The organism is Flavobacterium cheonanense, from assembly GCF_039539185.1.
GTDB lineage: Bacteria > Bacteroidota > Bacteroidia > Flavobacteriales > Flavobacteriaceae > Flavobacterium > Flavobacterium cheonanense.
In genome coordinates, this window is sequence record NZ_BAABCT010000002.1 from 695,044 (window position 1) to 715,140 (window position 20,097).

The following is a 20,097-nucleotide window of genomic DNA, read 5'->3' on the forward strand; positions in this document are numbered from 1 at the left end:
TTGTCTAATCAAGTTTGGGGAATGTAGTATGGATGCGAATTTTGAAACCTTGATTGCGAGTTATATTGCAGATAAAGTAGGCATTGCCGATCATTTTTTGAGTGATGATTTGTGTTATCATTTGAAAGCCAATTTGCTTGCTTTGAGTGAAGACCAACAAATGATTACGGCTGGTGTTGGCAACGACGGAAAAATGGTTTTTGACGATTTGATAAGAAACGACAAGATTTATTGGCTAGACAAAGCCCACAACAACCGCCACGAAACGGAGTTTCTAGAAAAGATTGAAGCCTTTATTGAGTACTTAAACGAAAGTTGTTTTACCAACATAAAAAGCTATGAATTTCATTACTCGCTGTATGAAATTGGAAGTTTTTACCGAGCGCATTTAGACCAATTTGAAGACGACAATAAACGCCAATTCTCGATGGTGAGTTACCTGAACCCGCATTGGAAAACCCAAGATGGTGGCGAACTCTTTATACACCAAAAACCCAAAAACCAAGCCATTGCACCCATGCAAGGTAAAACCGTTTTCTTTAAAAGCGACGAACTGCAACACGAAGTTTTAGTTACCAATGAAAGAAGGTTTAGTGTTACAGGTTGGTTGAAGAGAGGTTAGGTATAAACTAAATAGTCTTTAATAAAATCGTTTTCTATCTCATTTTTTGAATCAAATTTCAATATGAATTTTATCATGAAAAAGAAAAATTATAGTTAAGTTTATAAAAAAATTTAATGATGATTAATGTTACATGCGCAATCATTTTAATTGAAGATAAAATTTTAGTAACTCAACGAAGTGAAAAAATGAAATTGCCATTAAAATGGGAATTTCCTGGAGGAAAATTAGAAGAGGATGAGAATGAAATTGATTGTATACAAAGAGAAATAAAAGAAGAAATAAATATTGAAATTGAAATTTTAGAGAAATTATCAAATAGTATTTATGATTATGGTACTTTTAAAATCAACTTGATTCCTTTTATCTCAAATTATGTTTCTGGAGAAATCATTTTGTCCGAACATAAAGATTATAAACTACTTGATAAATCAGAATTATTAAATTTAGATTGGGCAGAAGCAGATTTGCCAATTGTGGAAGAATTTTTAAAACTTGAACTATGAACCAAGGATTATATGAAGAATTAGTCACGAAACTAATTAACTATAAATTAAACGAATTAGATAAAGATACTTTTCAAGTTAAGAAAACTTCAATTGATAAAGCCGAAGCGGCTCAATTATTATCTCAACATATTGGTAAAACCATAAAACAAGCTTTTAACTTAATTAAAGGCGAAGATATTCTTGAAACTCAAATTGCGATTGCCAATAAAATTATTCTTTTTTTAAAAGAAGAATTGAAAAAAGAAGAGTTTGAAGATGATTTAATTGAAACTGAGGGTAAAATTTTGAAAGCAGTTTTCACTAAAGTTGACAGCCATTTTACAGATTTAGATTTACACTTAAAAGAAATTACACCTTATACAAGATTAATTCATAGTGAACTTTTTACTGGCGGAAATTCAGGAACAACTTTAGAAAGTGAGTTGCGAAAAGAAATTTTATCATCTGATGAAATCGATTTATTAGTTTCTTTTATAAAATGGAAAGGAATTAGAATTCTTGAACGTGAGTTAATAGAATTTACGGAGCGAGGCGGAAAATTAAGAGTAATTACAACCACATATATTGGCGCAACAGATGCAAAAGCAGTTGAATTTTTATCTTCATTAAAAAACACAGAAGTTAAAGTTTCTTATAATACTGGAAATGAAAGGCTACATGCAAAAGCTTATTTGTTTCAAAGAAAAACAGGTTTTCACACTGGATATATTGGTTCTTCAAATTTTTCTCGTTCTGCATTAACAGATGGATTAGAATGGAATCTAAAAATAACAACCAAAGAAGTTGGCCATATTATAGATAAATTCAAGAAAACTTTTGAAGCTTATTGGCAAAATTCTGAGTTTGAATTATATGATAAAAATATTCATTCAGTAAAGTTAGTTGAAGCTTTAAAACAAGGAAAATTTTCTAAAGAATACACTTTTACAACATCTTATTTTGATTTAAAACCGTTTCATTATCAGAGTGAAATCCTTGAAAAATTAGAAGTTGAAAGATCAGTTCATAATAGATATAGAAACCTTTTAGTTGCCGCAACAGGAACTGGAAAAACAGTTATTTCTGCTTTTGATTATAAAAATTTTAGAAATAATAATCAATCATCAAAGTTACTTTTTGTCGCTCATAGAAAAGAAATTTTACAACAAGCGAAAGCAACTTTTCAAGGAATTTTAAAAGACAATAATTTTGGTGATTTATGGGTTGATGGATTAGAACCAAACTCAAATGAATATGTTTTTGCTTCGGTTCAAACTTTAAATAATCGACTTAAAGAAATTAAACTTTCACCAGAGTATTATGATTTTATAATTGTTGATGAAGTTCATCATATCTCGGCATCAACATATAGACCTATAATAAATTACTTTAAACCTAAAGTTCTTTTGGGATTAACAGCAACTCCTGAAAGAATGGATGGAGAAGATATTTTAGAAGATTTCTGTAATCGTATTGCTGCTGAAATTAGACTTCCTGAAGCTTTAAATAAGAAATTATTAAGTCCGTTCCAATATTTTGGAATTACAGATAGTATAGATTTAACAAATGTTAAATGGGAAAAAGGAAAGTATGTCGCAAGTGAATTGACAAGTTTATATACAAAAAATGATGTGCGTGTTGGTCAAATAATTTCAAATCTTGAAAAATACACAAACGACCTAAATGATGTTAGAGCTATTGGATTTTGTGTTACACAAGAGCATGCTCTTTTTATGACAGAAAAGTTCAATTTAGCGGGAATAAAAGCAGAATGTTTGACAAGTAAAAATTCAAATGAAAGAGAAAGAATTAGAGCTCAATTCAAGAAAAAAGAATTCAATTATTTGTTTGTAGTTGACATTTTTAATGAAGGCGTAGATATTCCAGAAATTGATACCGTTTTATTTTTAAGACCTACAGAAAGTTTAACAATTTTTCTTCAACAATTAGGTCGTGGATTGCGTTTGGCAGAAGGAAAAGATTGTTTGACAGTTTTAGATTTTGTTGGAAATTCAAGACCTGAATATGATTTTGAAAGTAAATTTAGAGCATTAATAGGAAAAACAACAACATCAGTTCAAAAAGAAATTGAAGATGATTTTCCTCATTTACCTTTAGGATGTTCAATTATTTTAGAAAAGAAAGCAAAAGAAACGATCCTTGAAAATATCAAAAGAGCTACATCATTGAATGTAAATCAATTGATAAAAAAAATTATTGACTTTCAACATCAAACAACATTACCATTCTCGTTGAAAAATTTTATGGAGCTCAATCATATTTCAATTGAGATGATTTATTCTAAAAAAGAAACATGGTCAAGATTATGTCAAAAAGCAAAAGTTATTGTTGATTTCGAAAACACGAATGAAAAGCAGATTTATTCCGGTATAAGTAAAAAATGGTTATCTACAAATTCAACCAGTTATTTCAACTTTATTTTAAAGATTGCAAAAAAAGGTTTCAATATTAGCATCAAAGATTTTGACGAAAATGAAAAAACCATGTTACTTATGCTACATTATGATATATGGCAAAATGCAGGTGGATTTAATTCTTTGGAAGAAAGCATAAAACAAATTGGAAAAAATAAGACACTTGTTAATGAAATCATTGAAGTATTAGAAATTTTAATTGACAAAATTGGATTTAAGGAAATTGACATTAAACTTCCTTATGAACAGCCATTAAAGTTACATGCACGATATACAAGAGATCAAATCTTAGTCGCTTTTGGCTTGAGTACTTTTGATAAAAAATCATCTAACAGAGAAGGTGCGGCTTTTAATGAAAGATTGAATACAGAAATTCTTTTTATTAATCTGATAAAATCAGAAGAAAATTTCTCACCAACAACAATGTATGATGATTATGCAATTAGTGAAACTTTATTTCATTGGCAATCTCATAATGCTTATGGTCCGGAAACGCCAAAAGGATTATCATACATAAATCATCATAAAATCAATAAAAAGATACTTCTTTTTGTTAGAGAAAAAGCAAATGATGAAAACGGAAATACTCTTGGTTATGTTTTTATAGGTGAAGCTAATTTTAGAGAAACAGAAGGATCAAAACCAATGAGTATTAAATGAGAACTTAATGAACCAATGCCTAATTATTTGTGGAAAGAATCTGCAAAAATGTCAATAGGTTAAAACAAAAAAAACCTCCAACTTTTGTCAGAGGTTTTTAAAAAGGTAGTGTTTTCCACCTCGTCCTTCAGACACTCCACCAAAGGAGGAGAATGTTGAGGAAGTATTTTTTATTGGTATTGTATATAAATCGGTTTTGGTGTGAATTGAAGTAATTCTTGTGGTGTGTACATTTCGGCGTTGCCTTCGTTGTCGTTTTTGTAGAAGAGTTTGAAGCCCGTGAATTGTACTGGTTCTGGGTAGATGGTTCGCATCCAAGTGGCTTTTTTTAGTTCTTTGCTGCCAAAGCCGTCCATATCTATTACTACTTGTACTTGAGCGGTTGGTTTTATTTGGTCGTAGTCGGTAATCATTTTTTTGGTAAAACGATGGACTACCAATACTTTTGGTGGTAGGTTGTTTTCTGTAACCAACGTAGTAAGAAAATTGATAGCATCATTGATATCGGTAGCCGACATAGTTCCAATTTTGGCACCAGGAACTTCGCCACCTTTCATAGAAAATTCGGGATCAATACCTAAGTGAACGTTGGGAAGTTTTAAATAATCGGTTAGTGTTGCAATTTCTTCTTTCACAGTGCTGTGTCCCACTTGAACGTCTAGAAAAACTAAGGCATCAATTTCTTTTGCCCAAGCCATCACGGTATCAATTTGTTTGAACGGCATTCTTAGTCGGTAGTTGCTACCGCTACCATTTTTGCCTTGAGCGGTAACAGCAATATAATGCAACGCAGGTACAGTTTCTACAGTAGAATCGGCTGCTTTCCAAAGTGCTACTTCTTCTTTTAGTTTGTTGAGCATTTCTGTTTTAGGAAGTTCGCCTAATATTCCCATTCGTTTAGAATAGAGATTTCCGTAAAAAGCGATGATGCGTTTGTAAGGCAAAAGTGCTCCAGGCAAAGGATGTACGGTTTTTACTGGCCATTTTCCTGTGGTGTCGCCATTGCTTAATGCTACCATTCTCTTTTGATAATCGACGGTATCTAAAGTGATGACTTTGGCTACTTTGACAGTATCTACTTTGGCTTTTGCTGGCTTATTTTCCTTAGATTGCGATTGGTTGCAACTTGAGGTAAGTACAAGTAATGACAAAAGCAGCAGCGTGTATTTGGCGACAGACATAGTATTATTTTAGGAGGTATAAATATAGTGATTTTTTAGCTGGAGTAACGATTAGAATTTTTTAAAATGACAGCCAGTTTGTTGTTTTGTTTTATAAAACTTGTATATTTGATGTTATCAAAAAAAGTATTGTTATGAAGAATATAGTATCATGTATAGTTTTAGTGGCTTTAGGATTTGTTTCATGTAAGCAGGAAGAGGAAACTAATGTAGTTTCTACTAATCCAGAAACCTCTGCCTTTTCGGATGATTTTAAAGGTCCAACTGCTGAGCCTACAACGCCATCAACTGCTGCTGCGCAACCTGGTGCACCTATGATGACTACACCAAATGGCATGGTAACGCCAACAACGGCTCAACCAGTAAAAGTTGGAAAAGGAATGAATCCGGCGCATGGTCAACCAGGACATCGTTGTGATGTTGCTGTTGGTGCTCCATTGAATTCGGCTCCAGCCAAAACTACAACAGCTTCAACGCAATCGGCAACTATTACTTCGGCAGGTTCAACACCTGGTACGGTAACTCAAAATGGTGCTACAATTACAACTACAAATAATAACATACCTGCAACTATTGCGGCTCCAGTAGAAACAGCTCCAGGAATGAATCCACCACACGGTCAAGAAGGACATGTTTGTTCTGTTGCTGTTGGTGCGCCTTTGCCTAAGAAGGAGTAGGGTTTAGTGTTCAGTGTTCAGTGTTCAGTGTTCAGTGTTCAGTTTTCAGTGTTCAGTGTTCAGCACTAAGTTAGTGTAATTAATTTCATTTTGAGTGTTTTCTGATTTTTAAAATGATGTTTTATCTAAGAAAATCAAAAGCCACCTCGGCTTTCAGCCACTCCTCCAAAGGAGGAGAAATCTAAAAAAGACATTTAGTTTTATCAGTGCTGAGTGTTCAGTTAACATAAATACTGAACACTGAGCACTGATTACTGAATACTGACTAAGGAAGTTTTGTTATTCCCATATTGTATAGTGTGAAAGCCATAATATCTACACTTTCTTGGATGGATGCTGCTACTGATTTTCCAGCTCCGTGTCCGGCGTTTATGTCTATTCTTATTAATGTTGGATTGTCACCGGCTTGTTTGTCTTGCAACTCGGCAGCAAATTTAAAACTGTGTGCCGGAACTACTCTGTCATCATGGTCGCCAGTGGTTACCATAGTTGCAGGATATTTGGTATTTGGTTTTACGTTGTGTACTGGTGAATAGCCTTTAATGTATTCGAACATTTCTTTACTGTCTTCGGCTGTTCCATAATCGTATGCCCAACCTGCTCCTGCAGTAAAAGTGTGGTAACGTAACATGTCCATTACACCAACCGCTGGCAGTGCAACTTTCATTAAATCTGGTCTTTGCGTCATGGTTGCGCCTACTAGCAATCCGCCATTAGAACCACCACGAATGGCTAGGAAATCAGAAGAAGTATATTTTTCAGATATTAGATATTCTGCAGCAGCAATGAAATCGTTGAATACATTTTGTTTTTGCATTTTAGTTCCGGCTACGTGCCATTTTTTTCCGTATTCGCCACCACCACGAAGGTTGGCTACTGCATAAATACCACCATTTTCCATCCAAACAGCATTTGAAATACTAAAACTTGGTGTCAAACTAATATTAAAACCACCATATCCATAAAGAATAGTTGGATTTTTACCATCCAATTTCAATCCTTTTTTGTGGGTAATAATCATTGGGATTTTAGTACCATCTTTGGAAGTATAAAACACTTGTTTAGATTCGTAATCGTTGGAATTGAAATCAATTTTAGGTGTTTGATATACTTTAGAATCACCAGATTTTGGGTCAAATGAATACGTTGAACCCGGCGTAGTATAATTTGTAAAAGAGTAATAAAGTACCTTTTCTGTTTTTTTACCGCCAAAACCACCAGCAGTTCCTATTCCTGGCAATTGGATGTTTCTTACTAATTTTCCAGAATAATCATATTGTTTGATAGCCGAAACAGCATCAATCATGTAGTTGGCAAAAAGATAACCACTTCCTGTTGAAACATTAAGAACGTTTTCGGTTTCTGGAATAAGGTCTTTCCAATTTTCAGGCTTCGGATTGCTAACATCAACGGTTACAACGCGTGTGTTTGGAGCATTTAAATCGGTAGCAATAAATAATTTAGAACCTTGATTGTCAATGATAGAATTATCGCTATTGAAATTATCTACAATAGTCACAATCGGACTGTTTGGTTTGGTTAAATCTTGAATATACAATTCATTTCCATAAGTGGATGTAGAAGCCGTAATCACTAAATAATGATTGTCTTCTGTTACATAACCACCAACATATCTTCTTTTTTGGTCTAAGCCAAAAATTACTTTATCGTCTTTTTGACGTGTTCCTACTTTGTGATAATACAATTTGTGTTGGTCGGTTTTTGCCGAAAGTTCGCTTCCGTCTGGTTTGTCATAACTTGAATAATAGAAGCCTTCGTTTCCTTTCCAAGACACGCCACTGAATTTAATGTCTTCCAAAGTTGGTTCCAATATTTTTTTGGTAACGGCATCCATAACGATTACTTTTCTCCAATCGCTACCACCTACAGAAATAGAGTAGGCCACTTTAGAACCATCTTCTGAAAAATTTACACCACCAAGTGATGAGGTTCCGTCTTTAGAAAAAGTATTTGGGTCAAGAAATACGCTTTCTTCTCCTTTAGCATCTTTTCTGTAAAGCACCGATTGGTTTTGAAGTCCGTTGTTTTTATAGTAATACGTAAAGTTACCTTCTTTGAAAGGCGCGCTTATTTTTTCGTAGTTCCATAGTTTCTCAAGTCTTGATTTTAGGGCATCACGGTAAGGAATTTTACTAAGATAATCGTAAGTAAGACGGTTTTGTTCTTTTACCCACGAGCCAGTTTCCTCAGACCTGTCGTCTTCAAGCCAACGATAAGGATCGGCTACTTTTGTATCAAAATAAGTATCGGTTACTTGACCTTTTTTTGTAGTTGGATATTGCATTTTGTTTTGACTCATTAGTGTAATTGGGAGTGCCAAAGCCATTATTAGAATTGATTTTTTCATTTTTTGATTGTGTTGAAGTGTTTGCAAAACAAAAATAGTGAATTTATTTGTTAAGATTTTTTTAATTTTCCTGTTAGAATTTAAAGCTAAAAAACCCAACATTGCTGCTGGGTTTTATTATTGATTTGAATTTGATTACCAAATTTTAACTCGTTTCTCTGGAGCTAAATAAAGCGAATCTGTTGGTTTTACGTTGAATGCTTCGTAGAATTCTGGGATGTTTCTAACCACACCATTAATTCTAAATTTAGCAGGTGAATGAGGATCACTAGCTACTTGATTTCGCAATGCCTCTTCACGAGTTTTGTCTAACCAAACTTGTCCCCAACCAAGGAATACTCTTTGAATTCCTGTGTAACCGTCCATTTTTGGAGCTTCTTTTCCGTTAAGTGACATTTTGTAAGCTTTAAGAGCGATGCTCAATCCACCTAAGTCACCAATGTTTTCACCAAGAGTAAAACTTCCGTTAAGGTTTAAATCTGGAAATGCTTTAAAACTGTTGTATTGGTCAACAAGCGCTTTTGTTCTTGTTTGAAAAGCTGTTAAATCTTGTGGAGTCCACCAATTTCTCATTACACCTTCACCATCAAAAGTACTTCCTTGATCGTCAAATCCATGACCGATTTCGTGTCCGATTACAGCTCCAATTCCACCATAATTTACTGCATCATCAGCTGCCAAATTAAAGAAAGGTGGTTGAAGAATTGCTGCTGGAAAAACAATTTCATTAAGTGTTGGATTGTAATAAGCATTCACTGTTTGAGGTGTCATTCCCCATTCAGCTCTATCAACAGGTTTTCCTAATTTGCTTAGCATACGGTTGTATTCAAATTCGGTAGCTCTAGTTGCATTTCCGTACAAATCGTTTTTAGCAACTTTTAATGCTGAGTAGTCTCTCCATTTGTCTGGATATCCAATTTTAATCATGAATTTATCTACTTTAGCAAGAGCTTCTTTTTTTGTATTAGCACTCATCCAATCTAATTCTTTGATGCTTGCTGCGTATGCTTTAAGTAGATTTTTCACCATAGCTGTCATGCGTTCTTTAGCTTCTGGAGTAAAGTGTTTTTTTACATATACTTTACCAACAATTTCGCCTAAACCACCATTTACAGCACTAACCGCTCTTTTCCAATCTTCTTCTTGTTGCTCTGTTCCGTATAATGTTTTTCCGTAGAATTCGAAGTTTTGTTTATCTAAAGCAGTGTTTAAGTAACCAGCAGTGTTGTTAATTAAACTCCATTTTAAATACGTTTTCCAAGTATCAATAGGTGTATTTTTAATGATATTGTTTAAACTTTTTGTATAAGCTACTTGAGCAATTACAATATTTTTTTCGTTAGCAACACCAGCATTTTTTAACATAGCAGTCCAATCAAAATCTGGCATTAATGATTTTAAATCGGTTAAAGCATATTTGTTGTAAAGCGCTGCTGTGTTACGAGTGTCTTCTTTTTTCATATGGTTGGTTGCCAAAGTAGTTTCTAAAGCCATAACTTTAGCTGCACTTTCAGCGCCATTTGGTAATCCAACTAGTTGCCACATTTTTTCGATATGTGCTACATATTTCTTACGAATGTCCGACATTTTGGCATCGTTCTGTAGGTAGTATTCTCTTTCAGGAAGTCCTAAACCACCTTGCCAAGTCATTAAAGTGTATTTTTTTGGATCTTTGAAATCTTCTGTAACAGCAACTGAAAAAGGAATTGATACTCCAGTTCTGTTAGCTTTTCCGAAATAAGTTGCTAAGTCCGTATAATTCGCAATAGCATCAATAGCTTTTAATTCCGATTGAATAGGAGTTACGCCTTTAGCATCACGGTCTTTACGATTTGTATAAGAGCTGTAGTAGTCTCCAATTTTTTGCTCGTCTGAACCTTCAGAAAAACTTCCTTTCGAAGCTTCTTCAATGATAGCTTTAACGTCTTTTTGCGATTTGTCATACAGCATATCAAAAGCACCATAGGATGCTTTATCTGAAGGAATTTTGTTATTTTTTGCCCAAGTTCCATTAACGAAACGGTCGAAGTTATCGCCTGGTTTTACTAGGGTATCCATATTCTTTTTGGTAATACCTGATACCAATTCTTCTTTTTTGCTACAAGATGCCAAAAGCACGGTTGCTGCTAGAAGAGAGATTTTGATGTTTTTCATATGTTTAAATTTTATTTTTTAGAGGTAACATATGGTATCGCCTTTTTAATCATTGGTGTTTGTTTGCAACAAACTTGTTGTTAGTGGCGATTTCATATTTTAGTTTAATTTGTTAAAAGTCTAGTTTACGGAATTTTAGTTATTACTATTGGTTGTCTTTTTATAATATTTGTTACAGTTATCTTGTTAGAATTCGTTTGAACATATGTTAAATTTTATAAAATGTAGTTTTCAATCCAAAAGTTATGTCTAGTTTTGTGCCATCAAAATAAAACAATGAACACGATTATTTCACAATTACATCATCATCATTCTTGCAACCAGGCGAGTTAATGATGTATTGTAGCTAATCAAAAAACATAATTAAAAACCCGTCTGAGTATATCAAGACGGGTTTTTTGTATTTATACACTTCGTGATATACTCAGATTTTATTCTAAATTAAAAAATGAGTACTTTAAAAATTGCGGTTCAAAAAAGTGGCCGACTGAGTGAAAAATCACTCCAACTTCTAGAAGAATGTGGTATCAAAATTTCTAATGGCGAACGTAAACTAAAAGCCGTTGCACAAAACTTTCCAGTCGAAATTTTATTCTTGCGTGACGATGATATTCCGCAATACGTTGAACAAGGTGTTGCCGATATCGGAATTCTTGGTGAAAATGAAGTTTGGGAAAAAGTCAAAGAAGTTAACATCATCCAACAATTAGGCTTTGCAGGTTGTAGAATGTCACTAGCAATCCCAAAAGATGAAGTTTACACTGATTTAAATTATTTTCAAGGCAAACGTATTGCTACAAGTTATCCTAAAATTCTGATTGATTTTTTTGCCAAAAACAACATTACCGTTTTCATAGAAGAAATTAGCGGAAGCGTTGAAATTGCTACAAGTATTGGTCTTGCTGATGCCGTTTTTGATATTGTAAGTACAGGAAGTACACTTTTAATGAACGGATTGAAAGAAGTGGCAACAGTTACAAAAAGTGAAGCGGTTTTAATTTCAAATCCAAATCTAACACCAGAAAATCAAGCCATTTTAGATAAATTATTGTTCAGAATGCAAGCCGTTCGCGAAGGTAAACAGAACAAATATATTTTGCTAAATGCACCAAATTCTGCAATCGAACGTATTTGTTCTTTGTTACCCGGAATGAAATCACCAACTATTTTGCCACTAGTAAATAAAGATTGGAGCAGTTTGCATTCGGTTATAAAAGAAGACGATTATTGGGAAATTATTGAACAACTCAAAAATCTCGGTGCGGAAGGAATTTTAATTATTCCAATAGAAAAAATGATTCGATAAAATAGTAGAAATTATGAAAACTTACATAAATCCAAATGCAGAACAATGGAATGAATTGGCACAACGCAAAACCGTTGCAACTGCCGATTTAAACGAAACCGTGAAAGCTGTTTTTAATGACATTCAAAAAAACGGAAGCAAAGCTGTAAACAAATACACGAGTTACTTTGATGGCGTATCGATAGAAAATTTCGCAGTAACATCATCAGAAATTGAAAATGCGGTTGCCCAAATTCCATCTGATTTAAAAAATGCTATTCAAGTTGCAGCCAATAATATTTCGAAATTTCACAGTTCACAAAAAGAAATTCCGACAAAGATAGAAACTACTTCGGGAGTTTTTTGTTGGAGAGAAAGTCGTGCCATCGATACCATCGGAATTTATATTCCAGGCGGAACAGCACCACTTTTTTCAACAGTTTTAATGTTGGCAATTCCGGCAAAATTGGCAGGTTGCAAAAACATAATTTTATGTTCTCCACCAGACAAAAACGGCAACATTAATCCAGCGATTTTGTATGCAGCCCAATTAACTGGCGTAACGCAAATGTATAAAGTTGGAGGTATTCAAGCCATTGCAGCAATGACTTTTGGAACCGATGAAATTCCGAAAGTTTCTAAAATATTCGGACCTGGAAATCAATATGTAACTGCGGCAAAACAATATGCGCAACAATTAGGATTAGCTATCGATATGCCAGCTGGACCAAGTGAGTTATTAGTGATTGCTGACGAAACGTGTGATCCAGAATTCGTGGCTTCCGATTTACTTTCGCAAGCCGAACATGGTGGTGATAGTCAAGTAATTTTGGTTACAAATTCAGAAGAAATTGTTTCAAAAGTGACATTAGCTATTGAAAATCAGAAAGCTATTTTACCACGACAAGCAACAGTTGAAAAAGCATTAGAAAACAGTCGTGCTTTGATATTTGAAGACATTCAAACAGCAATTGAATTCAGCAATTTTTACGCACCAGAACATTTAATTTTGGCTATTGACGATGCTGAAAATAAAATAGAATTTATAGAAAATGCAGGTTCAATTTTCATTGGAAATTACAGTTGTGAAAGTGCCGGAGATTATGCCAGCGGAACGAATCACACCTTGCCAACCAATGGTTATGCTAAAAATTACAGTGGCGTTTCGTTAGACAGTTTTGTAAAGAAAATTACGATTCAAAAATTAACATCACAAGGCATTCAAAATCTCGGACCAACAATAGAAATTATGGCTGCTGCCGAACAATTAGACGCACACAAAAACGCTGTTTCCATCCGATTAAAAAAATTACAAAATGGATAATATCACTAATTTAATTCGAAAAAATATTCTTTCGCTTACGCCTTATTCGAGTGCGCGTGACGAATACAAAAGCAATCAAGGCATTTTTTTGGATGCGAATGAAAATCCGTTTGGGAAATTAAATCGTTATCCTGATCCATACCAATGGCGATTGAAACAAATTTTAAGTAGTCAGAAAAAAGTCGGAATTGAAAACATCCTAATTGGAAATGGAAGTGACGAAATTATCGATTTAGTACAACGTGTTTTTTGCGAACCGAACGAAGATAAAATCATTATTTGTCCACCAACGTATGGCATGTATGAAGTGTATGCGAACATCAATAATTTAGAGATAATTTCGATTCCATTAACCGAAGATTTTCAGTTGAATACTGAAGCGATTTTAGTACAAAACGCCAAAATTTTATACTTGTGTTCGCCAAACAATCCGACTGGAAATTCATTGGAAAATTTGGAATACATTATTGAAAACTTCAAAGGAATTGTGTTTTTAGACGAAGCGTATATCGATTTTAGTGAACAACCTTCTTTGGTTTCCAAAATCAAACAATTTCCGAATTTAATTGTTTCACAAACCTTTAGTAAAGCACGAGGTTTGGCAGCAGTTCGAGTTGGAATTGCTTATGCAAATGAAACCATAATTTCAGTGATGAATAAGGTGAAACCGCCTTATAATGTGAGTCAATTGAATCAAGAAGCGGCAGTGCAATCATTAGCAAGCGATGACGAATTTAAATCGAATGTACAACTGATAAAATCGGAACGTGAGTTGCTGAAACAATCACTTTTAGCATTGGATTTTGTTACTAAAATTTATCCTTCAGATGCTAATTTTTTATTGGTCGAAATGGAAAATGCAACCGCCATTTACAACAGTTTAATCGAACAACAAATCATTACACGCAACCGAAGTTCGGTAGTTGAAAATACTATTCGAATTACCATTGGAACACCACGAGAAAACCAACAATTATTGTATGCTTTAAATTTAGTTATGTCATGAAAAAAGTATTATTTATAGATAGAGACGGCACGTTAATCATCGAACCGCCAGTAGATTTTCAGGTTGATAGTTTGGAAAAATTGGAGTTTTATCCACAGGTTTTTCAGTACTTATCACGAATTGCAAAAGAACTCGATTATGAGTTGGTCATGGTAACCAATCAAGACGGAATGGGAACCGATTCGTTTCCGGAAAACACGTTTTGGCCAGCACAAAATAAAATGATGAAAGCATTCGAAAATGAAGGAATTCAATTTTCTGATGTTATTATTGATGTGTCATTTCCAGAGCAAAATTTGCCAACAAGAAAACCCGGAACTGCGTTATTGCAACAATATGTGAAAGGCAATTACGATTTAAAAAATTCCTTCGTAATTGGAGATAGAGTTACTGATATTCAACTCGCAGAAAATTTAGGAAGTCAGGCGATTTTTATTTCTGCTACAGCAAATGAACGAGCTACTTTATCAACAACTTCTTGGGAAACAATTTATCAATTTCTAAAAGAACAACCACGTGTAGCTGAATTAATTAGAAAAACTAAAGAAACCGAAATTGCAGTAGAAATCAATTTAGATGGAAGCGGAAAAAGCAACATCAGCACTGGTTTAGGATTTTTTGATCACATGCTAGACCAAATTGCCAAACACGGAAACATTGATTTGAACATCAATGTCAAAGGCGATTTATATGTTGACGAACACCACACAATTGAAGATGTCGGAATTGCTTTAGGCGACGTTTTTGCACAAGCTTTGGGTTCTAAAAAAGGCATTACTCGTTACGGTTTTTTACTTCCGATGGACGATTGTTTGTCGCAAGTTGCCTTAGATTTTGGCGGACGTTCGTGGTTAGTTTGGGAGGCAAAATTCAGCAGAGAAAAAATCGGCGAAATGCCTACTGAAATGTTCTCCCACTTTTTTAAATCGTTTTGTGATGGTGCCAAATGCAATTTGAACATCAAAAGTGAAGGCGAAAACGAGCACCACAAAATTGAATCCATTTTCAAAGCTTTCGCAAAAGCAATAAAAATGGCAGTTCAAAAAGATGGAACAAACGGCATACCAAGTACAAAAGGAATCCTATGATAGCAATAGTAAAATATAATGCAGGCAACATTACTTCGGTGAAAAATGCCATCGAACGATTGGGTTATTCGTGCATTGTTACCGATGATGAAACGATTTTGAAATTAGCCGAAAAAGTCATTTTTCCTGGTGTTGGTGAAGCAAGTTCGGCGATGAAATATTTAAAAGAAAAAGGGTTGGATTATGTCATAAAAAACCTCACGCAACCGGTTTTAGGAATTTGTCTTGGCCAACAATTATTATGTAACTTTTCAGAAGAAGGAAATACGGAATGTTTAGGAATATTTGAAGCAACAGTAAAGAAATTTGAACCCAAATTAAAAGTGCCACACATGGGTTGGAACAACATTTCAAAGTTAAATTCTGAATTGTATAATGGAATTTCAGCCGATGAAAACTTCTATTTTGTGCACAGTTTTTATGCCGAAATCAGTAAAGAAACCACAGCGGTTTGCGATTATATTGTTCCGTTTAGTGCTTCGATGCAAAAGGATAATTTCTACGCTACACAATTTCATCCTGAAAAATCATCTAGCGTAGGCGAACAACTTTTACTAAACTTTTTGAAATTATGAGAATCATTCCAGCCATAGACATCATCAACGGAAAATGCGTCCGATTGACCAAAGGCGATTATGCCACGCAAAAAATATATAACGAAAATCCGTTAGAAGTCGCCAAATATTTTGAAGACAACGGAATCCAATATTTGCATTTAGTGGATTTGGATGGAGCAAAATCCAACCAAATTGTCAATCACAAAATATTATATCAAATTGCAACAAAAACCAATTTAAAAATCGATTTTGGTGGCGGATTGAAGAAACGAAAAGACCTAGAAATCGCCTTTGAAAACGGAGCAAATCAAATTACCGGGGGAAGCATTGCTGCAAAAAATCCAACCGAATTTTTAGAATGGTTGACTGAATTTGGAAGCGACAAAATCATTTTAGGTGCCGATTGTTTGAACCGAAAGATTGCCACTCATGGTTGGTTGGAAACTTCTGAATTGGATGTTGTTGATTACATTTCTGATTACGTTTCCAAAGGAATTTCGACTGTAATTTGCACCGATATTTCAAAAGATGGAATGCTACAAGGAACTTCTAATGAATTGTATCAAAGCATTTTAGAAAAGACAAAAGTCAACTTAATTGCAAGTGGTGGCGTTACAACCATCTCCGATTTAGAACTTTTAAAAACTATAGGTTGCGAAGGTGCAATCATCGGAAAAGCATTGTATGAAAGCACCATAAAAATTGAAAACTTACGCGAATTATGTTAAAGAAAAGAATCATTCCGTGCTTAGATATTAAAGACGGACGCGTCGTAAAAGGTGTTCAATTTTTGGAACTAAAAGATGCTGGAAATCCAATAGAATTAGCTTCGTTTTATTCGAAAAACGGTGCTGATGAATTAGTGTTTTTAGACATTAGTGCAACTTTGGAAAAACGTAGAACTTTAGCCGAAATGGTTACGCAATTGTCGAAAGAAATCAATATTCCGTTTACTGTTGGCGGTGGCATTCAATCGGTTGAAGATGCGCGATTATTATTGCAATCTGGCGCGGATAAAGTGAGTATTAATTCGGCTGCCGTTTTAAATCCGGATTTGATTACCCAAATTTCAGATGCTTTTGGAAGTCAAAGTTTAGTGGTTGCCATCGACATCAAAAAAGTTGAAAATGATTGGTTTGTTTTCATCAAAGGCGGAACAGTATCAACAGGAATTTTAGCTGTTGATTGGGCGAAAAAAGTAGAAGAATTAGGCGCTGGAGAATTACTAATAACGTCAATGAACAACGATGGTTCCAAAGATGGATTTGCATTAGAAATTACAAATGAAATTAGTAAAGTGGTTTCTATTCCAGTTATCGCTTCTGGTGGCGCAGGAAATTCGCAGCATTTTATAGATTTATTCACCAAAACTGAAGTCAGCGCCGGATTAGCAGCAAGTATTTTTCACTTTAATGAAGTGCCGATTTCCGAATTAAAAAACGTTTTAAAAACCAAAAATATTCCTATCCGATGAATTTAGATTTCTCAAAAAACAACGGATTAATTCCAGTAATTATCCAAAATAAAGAAACGCAACAGGTTTTAATGTTAGGTTACATGAACGAAGAAGCGTTGCAAAAAACACAAAATGAAAATGTGGTAACATTCTTCAGTAGAAGTAAAAACAGACTTTGGACCAAAGGTGAAACATCTGGAAATTTTCTAAAAGTAGTTTCAATAAAAGAAGATTGCGATCAAGATGCCTTGCTCATTCAAGTAATTCCAAATGGACCAACTTGCCACAAAGGAACAATTTCTTGCTTTGCAACGGAACCTCAAATTTCTTTTCTAAACGAATTGGAAAATGTGATAGAAAATCGCATTGCAAACCCAAGTTCAGAATCGTATGTTGCGTCACTTTATCAAAAAGGAATCAATAAAATTGCACAAAAAGTTGGTGAAGAAGCAGTTGAATTGGTAATTGAAGCTAAAGATGATAATCAAGATTTGTTTGTTGGTGAAGCTGCCGATTTGTTGTTTCATTATTTGATTTTACTTCAAGCTAAAAACTTGAAATTAAATAATATAGAACAAGAATTTGCACGAAGAATGAAAAAATAATTTCATAGAACAAATGTTAAAATTTAAAAAATAATGCTATTACAACAAAATAATTCAATACGTTTGTACCCATTATGATGAACAAAATACAAAATACAAATTGGTGGCACATGACTAACTCCGTTCTTGGAATTGGTTGGTAACTGCTATTTGTAAATCTCTACAATATCGTCAAACCCGCTTTTCCAAGCGGGTTTTTTTTATGTCCAAATTTTTTTTAAATCAATTATCATGTTATATAATTTTAAAACCAAAGTAATCAAAACCCTGAGCGATACGCATACGCCAGTTGGTTTATATTTAAAAATTCGCGATCAGTTTTCCAATAGTTTTCTCTTGGAAAGCTCCGATTATAAAAGCAAAGAAAACAGCTATTCCTACATTTGTTTTGATCCAATTGCATCGTTTATTGTAGATGCGAAGCAAACCACAATTACTTTTCCCGATAAAAAAACTGTTGTAAAACCAACATCAGAAATTGAAATAGCAACCGAACTCCATCAGTTTTCAAAATCCTTTTCAGTGTCGGATTTAAACCTAGGATTTGAAACATTGGGATTGTTTGGCTACGCCAGTTACGATGCAATTCCGTTGTTTGAAGACATCACTTTTACTAACAACGATTTCGATTTGCCTCTAATTCAATACCATTTGTTTCGTTATACGATCGTCTTCAATCACTTCAACAACGAACTCTTTTTGTTGGAACATTTGCAAGAAAATGAGGTTTCTAATTTGGATAAAATTCAGGAAATCATCAACAATCGTTCGGTGACACAGTTTAAATTTTCACTTCAAAATGAAGAAGAATCTAATTTCACCAACGATGATTTTTTAGAAGCAATTAAAAAAGGTCAAGAACATTGTTTTGTTGGCGATGTGTTTCAAATCGTACTTTCTAGAAAATACAAGCAGCAATTTAAAGGCGATGAATTCAATGTTTACAGAGCGTTGCGTTCTATCAATCCATCACCTTATTTATTTTATTTTGATTACGGAAATTTTAAATTATTTGGTTCTTCTCCCGAAGCACAACTGACCATAAACGACCAAAAAGCCATCATCAATCCGATTGCTGGAACGTTCAAACGAACTGGAGACGATGCGCAAGATGTAATTTTAGCCGAAGCACTTTTGGCCGATCCAAAGGAAAACGCCGAGCATATTATGTTAGTCGATTTGGCAAGAAACGACTTGAGCAAATCGAGTAAAAAAGTCGTGGTCGAGAGTTTCAAAAAAATCGAATATTACTCGCACGTGATTCACATGGTTTCTAAAGTTAGTGCCGAATTACAACCTGAATACAATCCGATACAAATTTTAGGCGACACTTATCCAGCCGGAACTTTATCTGGCGCACCAAAACACAAAGCGATGCAATTAATAGATCACTACGAACCACAATCACGCGGATTTTATGGCGGAACAGTTGGAATAATTGGACTCAATGGTGGATTTAATCATGCGATTTTTATTCGTTCGTTCGTCAGCAGAAACAATCAATTGACGTATCAAGCAGGTTGCGGAATTGTAACAAAATCAGATGTTAACAGCGAATTGAATGAAGTAGAAACTAAACTTTCGGCACTTCGAAAAGCGATTCAACTTGCGCAAAATATATAATTTATGAAAGTATTAGTAGTAGATAATTACGATTCGTTTGTGTACAATATTGTGCATTTGCTTTATGAAATTGGTGTTGCAGAAATTGATGTAGTCAAAAACGATCAACTCGATTTTTCGTATATCAATCAATACGATAAAATAGTGCTTTCGCCTGGACCAGGAATTCCGAAAGACGCTGGAATGATGCCACAATTATTGTCTGAATTTGCTTCCACAAAAAGCATACTCGGAATTTGTTTAGGTCATCAAGCCATTGCAGAACATTTCGGAACTAATTTAATCAATTTATCAGAACCATTTCACGGAGTTGCTTCAGAAATTGAAATTCTAAAAGAGGATTATTTATTTGAAAATCTTCCGAAAAATTTTAAGATTGGACATTATCATTCTTGGGTGGTTTCTGAAGCAATTTCAGATGATATAGAAATTCTTGCCAAAGACGCATTGGGAAATATCATGGCAATAAAACATAAAAAATACGATGTACGTGGATTGCAATTTCATCCTGAATCAATTCTCACAGAAAACGGAAAAACGATACTTACTAATTGGATAAATAATTAAA

Annotated in this window: 17 protein-coding genes; 14 read left to right on the top strand and 3 right to left on the bottom strand. The window is 34.2% G+C overall.

Features of this window, described 5'->3' with window-relative positions; translation table 11 throughout:
- The first annotated feature begins 28 nt into the window (after positions 1–28).
- The 3 genes from ABD766_RS06655 (at position 29) to ABD766_RS06665 (ending at position 4,205) form a co-directional block, all read left to right on the top strand.
- Positions 29–622: a 2OG-Fe(II) oxygenase gene (locus tag ABD766_RS06655; protein ID WP_344815926.1), complete on the top strand. Its 594-nt coding sequence runs from the start codon at positions 29–31 to the stop codon at positions 620–622.
- A gap of 116 nt (positions 623–738) precedes the next feature.
- Positions 739–1,128: a (deoxy)nucleoside triphosphate pyrophosphohydrolase gene (locus tag ABD766_RS06660; protein ID WP_344815927.1), complete on the top strand. Its 390-nt coding sequence runs from the start codon at positions 739–741 to the stop codon at positions 1,126–1,128.
- Positions 1,125–4,205 (top strand): DEAD/DEAH box helicase, encoded by a 3,081-nt coding sequence (locus ABD766_RS06665; protein ID WP_344815928.1) that lies wholly within the window; start codon positions 1,125–1,127, stop codon positions 4,203–4,205. Before ABD766_RS06660 ends, ABD766_RS06665 begins: the two co-directional genes overlap by 4 nt.
- A gap of 170 nt (positions 4,206–4,375) precedes the next feature.
- Here ABD766_RS06665 and ABD766_RS06670 read toward each other — a convergent pair whose 3' ends face one another.
- Positions 4,376–5,386 (bottom strand): hypothetical protein, encoded by a 1,011-nt coding sequence (locus ABD766_RS06670; protein ID WP_344815929.1) that lies wholly within the window; start codon positions 5,384–5,386, stop codon positions 4,376–4,378.
- A 134-nt stretch (positions 5,387–5,520) separates the two neighbouring features.
- On the opposite strand from ABD766_RS06670, the gene ABD766_RS06675 reads away from it, so the two are divergent.
- The gene (locus ABD766_RS06675) at positions 5,521–6,063 is read left to right on the top strand and encodes a hypothetical protein (protein WP_298309240.1); all 543 of its coding nucleotides are present in this window, start codon (positions 5,521–5,523) and stop codon (positions 6,061–6,063) included.
- A gap of 265 nt (positions 6,064–6,328) precedes the next feature.
- On the opposite strand, the gene ABD766_RS06680 is transcribed toward ABD766_RS06675, so the two are convergent.
- The gene (locus tag ABD766_RS06680; protein WP_344815930.1) at positions 6,329–8,431 is read right to left on the bottom strand and encodes a prolyl oligopeptidase family serine peptidase; all 2,103 of its coding nucleotides are present in this window, start codon (positions 8,429–8,431) and stop codon (positions 6,329–6,331) included.
- A 135-nt stretch (positions 8,432–8,566) separates the two neighbouring features.
- Positions 8,567–10,585 carry a M13 family metallopeptidase gene (locus ABD766_RS06685; protein WP_344815931.1) on the bottom strand — a complete coding sequence of 673 codons (2,019 nt, stop codon included), beginning with the start codon at positions 10,583–10,585 and terminating at the stop codon, positions 8,567–8,569.
- Between the two features lie 448 nt (positions 10,586–11,033).
- Between ABD766_RS06685 and hisG the strand changes: the two genes are divergently transcribed.
- The 10 genes from hisG (at position 11,034) to ABD766_RS06735 (ending at position 20,096) form a co-directional block, all read left to right on the top strand.
- The gene (gene hisG / locus ABD766_RS06690; protein ID WP_344815932.1) at positions 11,034–11,891 is read left to right on the top strand and encodes an ATP phosphoribosyltransferase; all 858 of its coding nucleotides are present in this window, start codon (positions 11,034–11,036) and stop codon (positions 11,889–11,891) included.
- 13 nt (positions 11,892–11,904) lie between these two features.
- A complete protein-coding gene (hisD, locus tag ABD766_RS06695) occupies positions 11,905–13,194 on the top strand; it encodes a histidinol dehydrogenase (protein WP_344815933.1) in 1,290 nt (429 codons plus the stop codon).
- A complete protein-coding gene (gene hisC / locus ABD766_RS06700) occupies positions 13,187–14,200 on the top strand; it encodes a histidinol-phosphate transaminase (RefSeq protein ID WP_344815934.1) in 1,014 nt (337 codons plus the stop codon). Before hisD ends, hisC begins: the two co-directional genes overlap by 8 nt.
- Positions 14,197–15,288 carry a bifunctional histidinol-phosphatase/imidazoleglycerol-phosphate dehydratase HisB gene (gene hisB / locus ABD766_RS06705; protein ID WP_344815935.1) on the top strand — a complete coding sequence of 364 codons (1,092 nt, stop codon included), beginning with the start codon at positions 14,197–14,199 and terminating at the stop codon, positions 15,286–15,288. Before hisC ends, hisB begins: the two co-directional genes overlap by 4 nt.
- Positions 15,285–15,863: an imidazole glycerol phosphate synthase subunit HisH gene (gene hisH, locus ABD766_RS06710; protein WP_344815936.1), complete on the top strand. Its 579-nt coding sequence runs from the start codon at positions 15,285–15,287 to the stop codon at positions 15,861–15,863. Before hisB ends, hisH begins: the two co-directional genes overlap by 4 nt.
- Entirely contained in the window at positions 15,860–16,573 is a 714-nt protein-coding gene (hisA, locus tag ABD766_RS06715) for a 1-(5-phosphoribosyl)-5-[(5-phosphoribosylamino)methylideneamino]imidazole-4-carboxamide isomerase (RefSeq protein ID WP_344815937.1), read from the top strand. Before hisH ends, hisA begins: the two co-directional genes overlap by 4 nt.
- Entirely contained in the window at positions 16,567–17,319 is a 753-nt protein-coding gene (hisF, locus tag ABD766_RS06720; protein WP_344815938.1) for an imidazole glycerol phosphate synthase subunit HisF, read from the top strand. The genes hisA and hisF overlap by 7 nt, the downstream gene beginning before the upstream one ends.
- On the top strand, positions 17,316–17,906 hold the full coding sequence (hisIE, locus tag ABD766_RS06725) for a bifunctional phosphoribosyl-AMP cyclohydrolase/phosphoribosyl-ATP diphosphatase HisIE (protein ID WP_344815939.1): 591 nt from the start codon (positions 17,316–17,318) through the stop codon (positions 17,904–17,906). Before hisF ends, hisIE begins: the two co-directional genes overlap by 4 nt.
- A 231-nt stretch (positions 17,907–18,137) precedes the next feature.
- Positions 18,138–19,529: an anthranilate synthase component I family protein gene (locus ABD766_RS06730; protein ID WP_344815940.1), complete on the top strand. Its 1,392-nt coding sequence runs from the start codon at positions 18,138–18,140 to the stop codon at positions 19,527–19,529.
- Between the two features lie 3 nt (positions 19,530–19,532).
- Positions 19,533–20,096 carry an anthranilate synthase component II gene (locus ABD766_RS06735; protein ID WP_344815941.1) on the top strand — a complete coding sequence of 188 codons (564 nt, stop codon included), beginning with the start codon at positions 19,533–19,535 and terminating at the stop codon, positions 20,094–20,096.
- The last annotated feature ends 1 nt before the right edge of the window (position 20,097 follow it).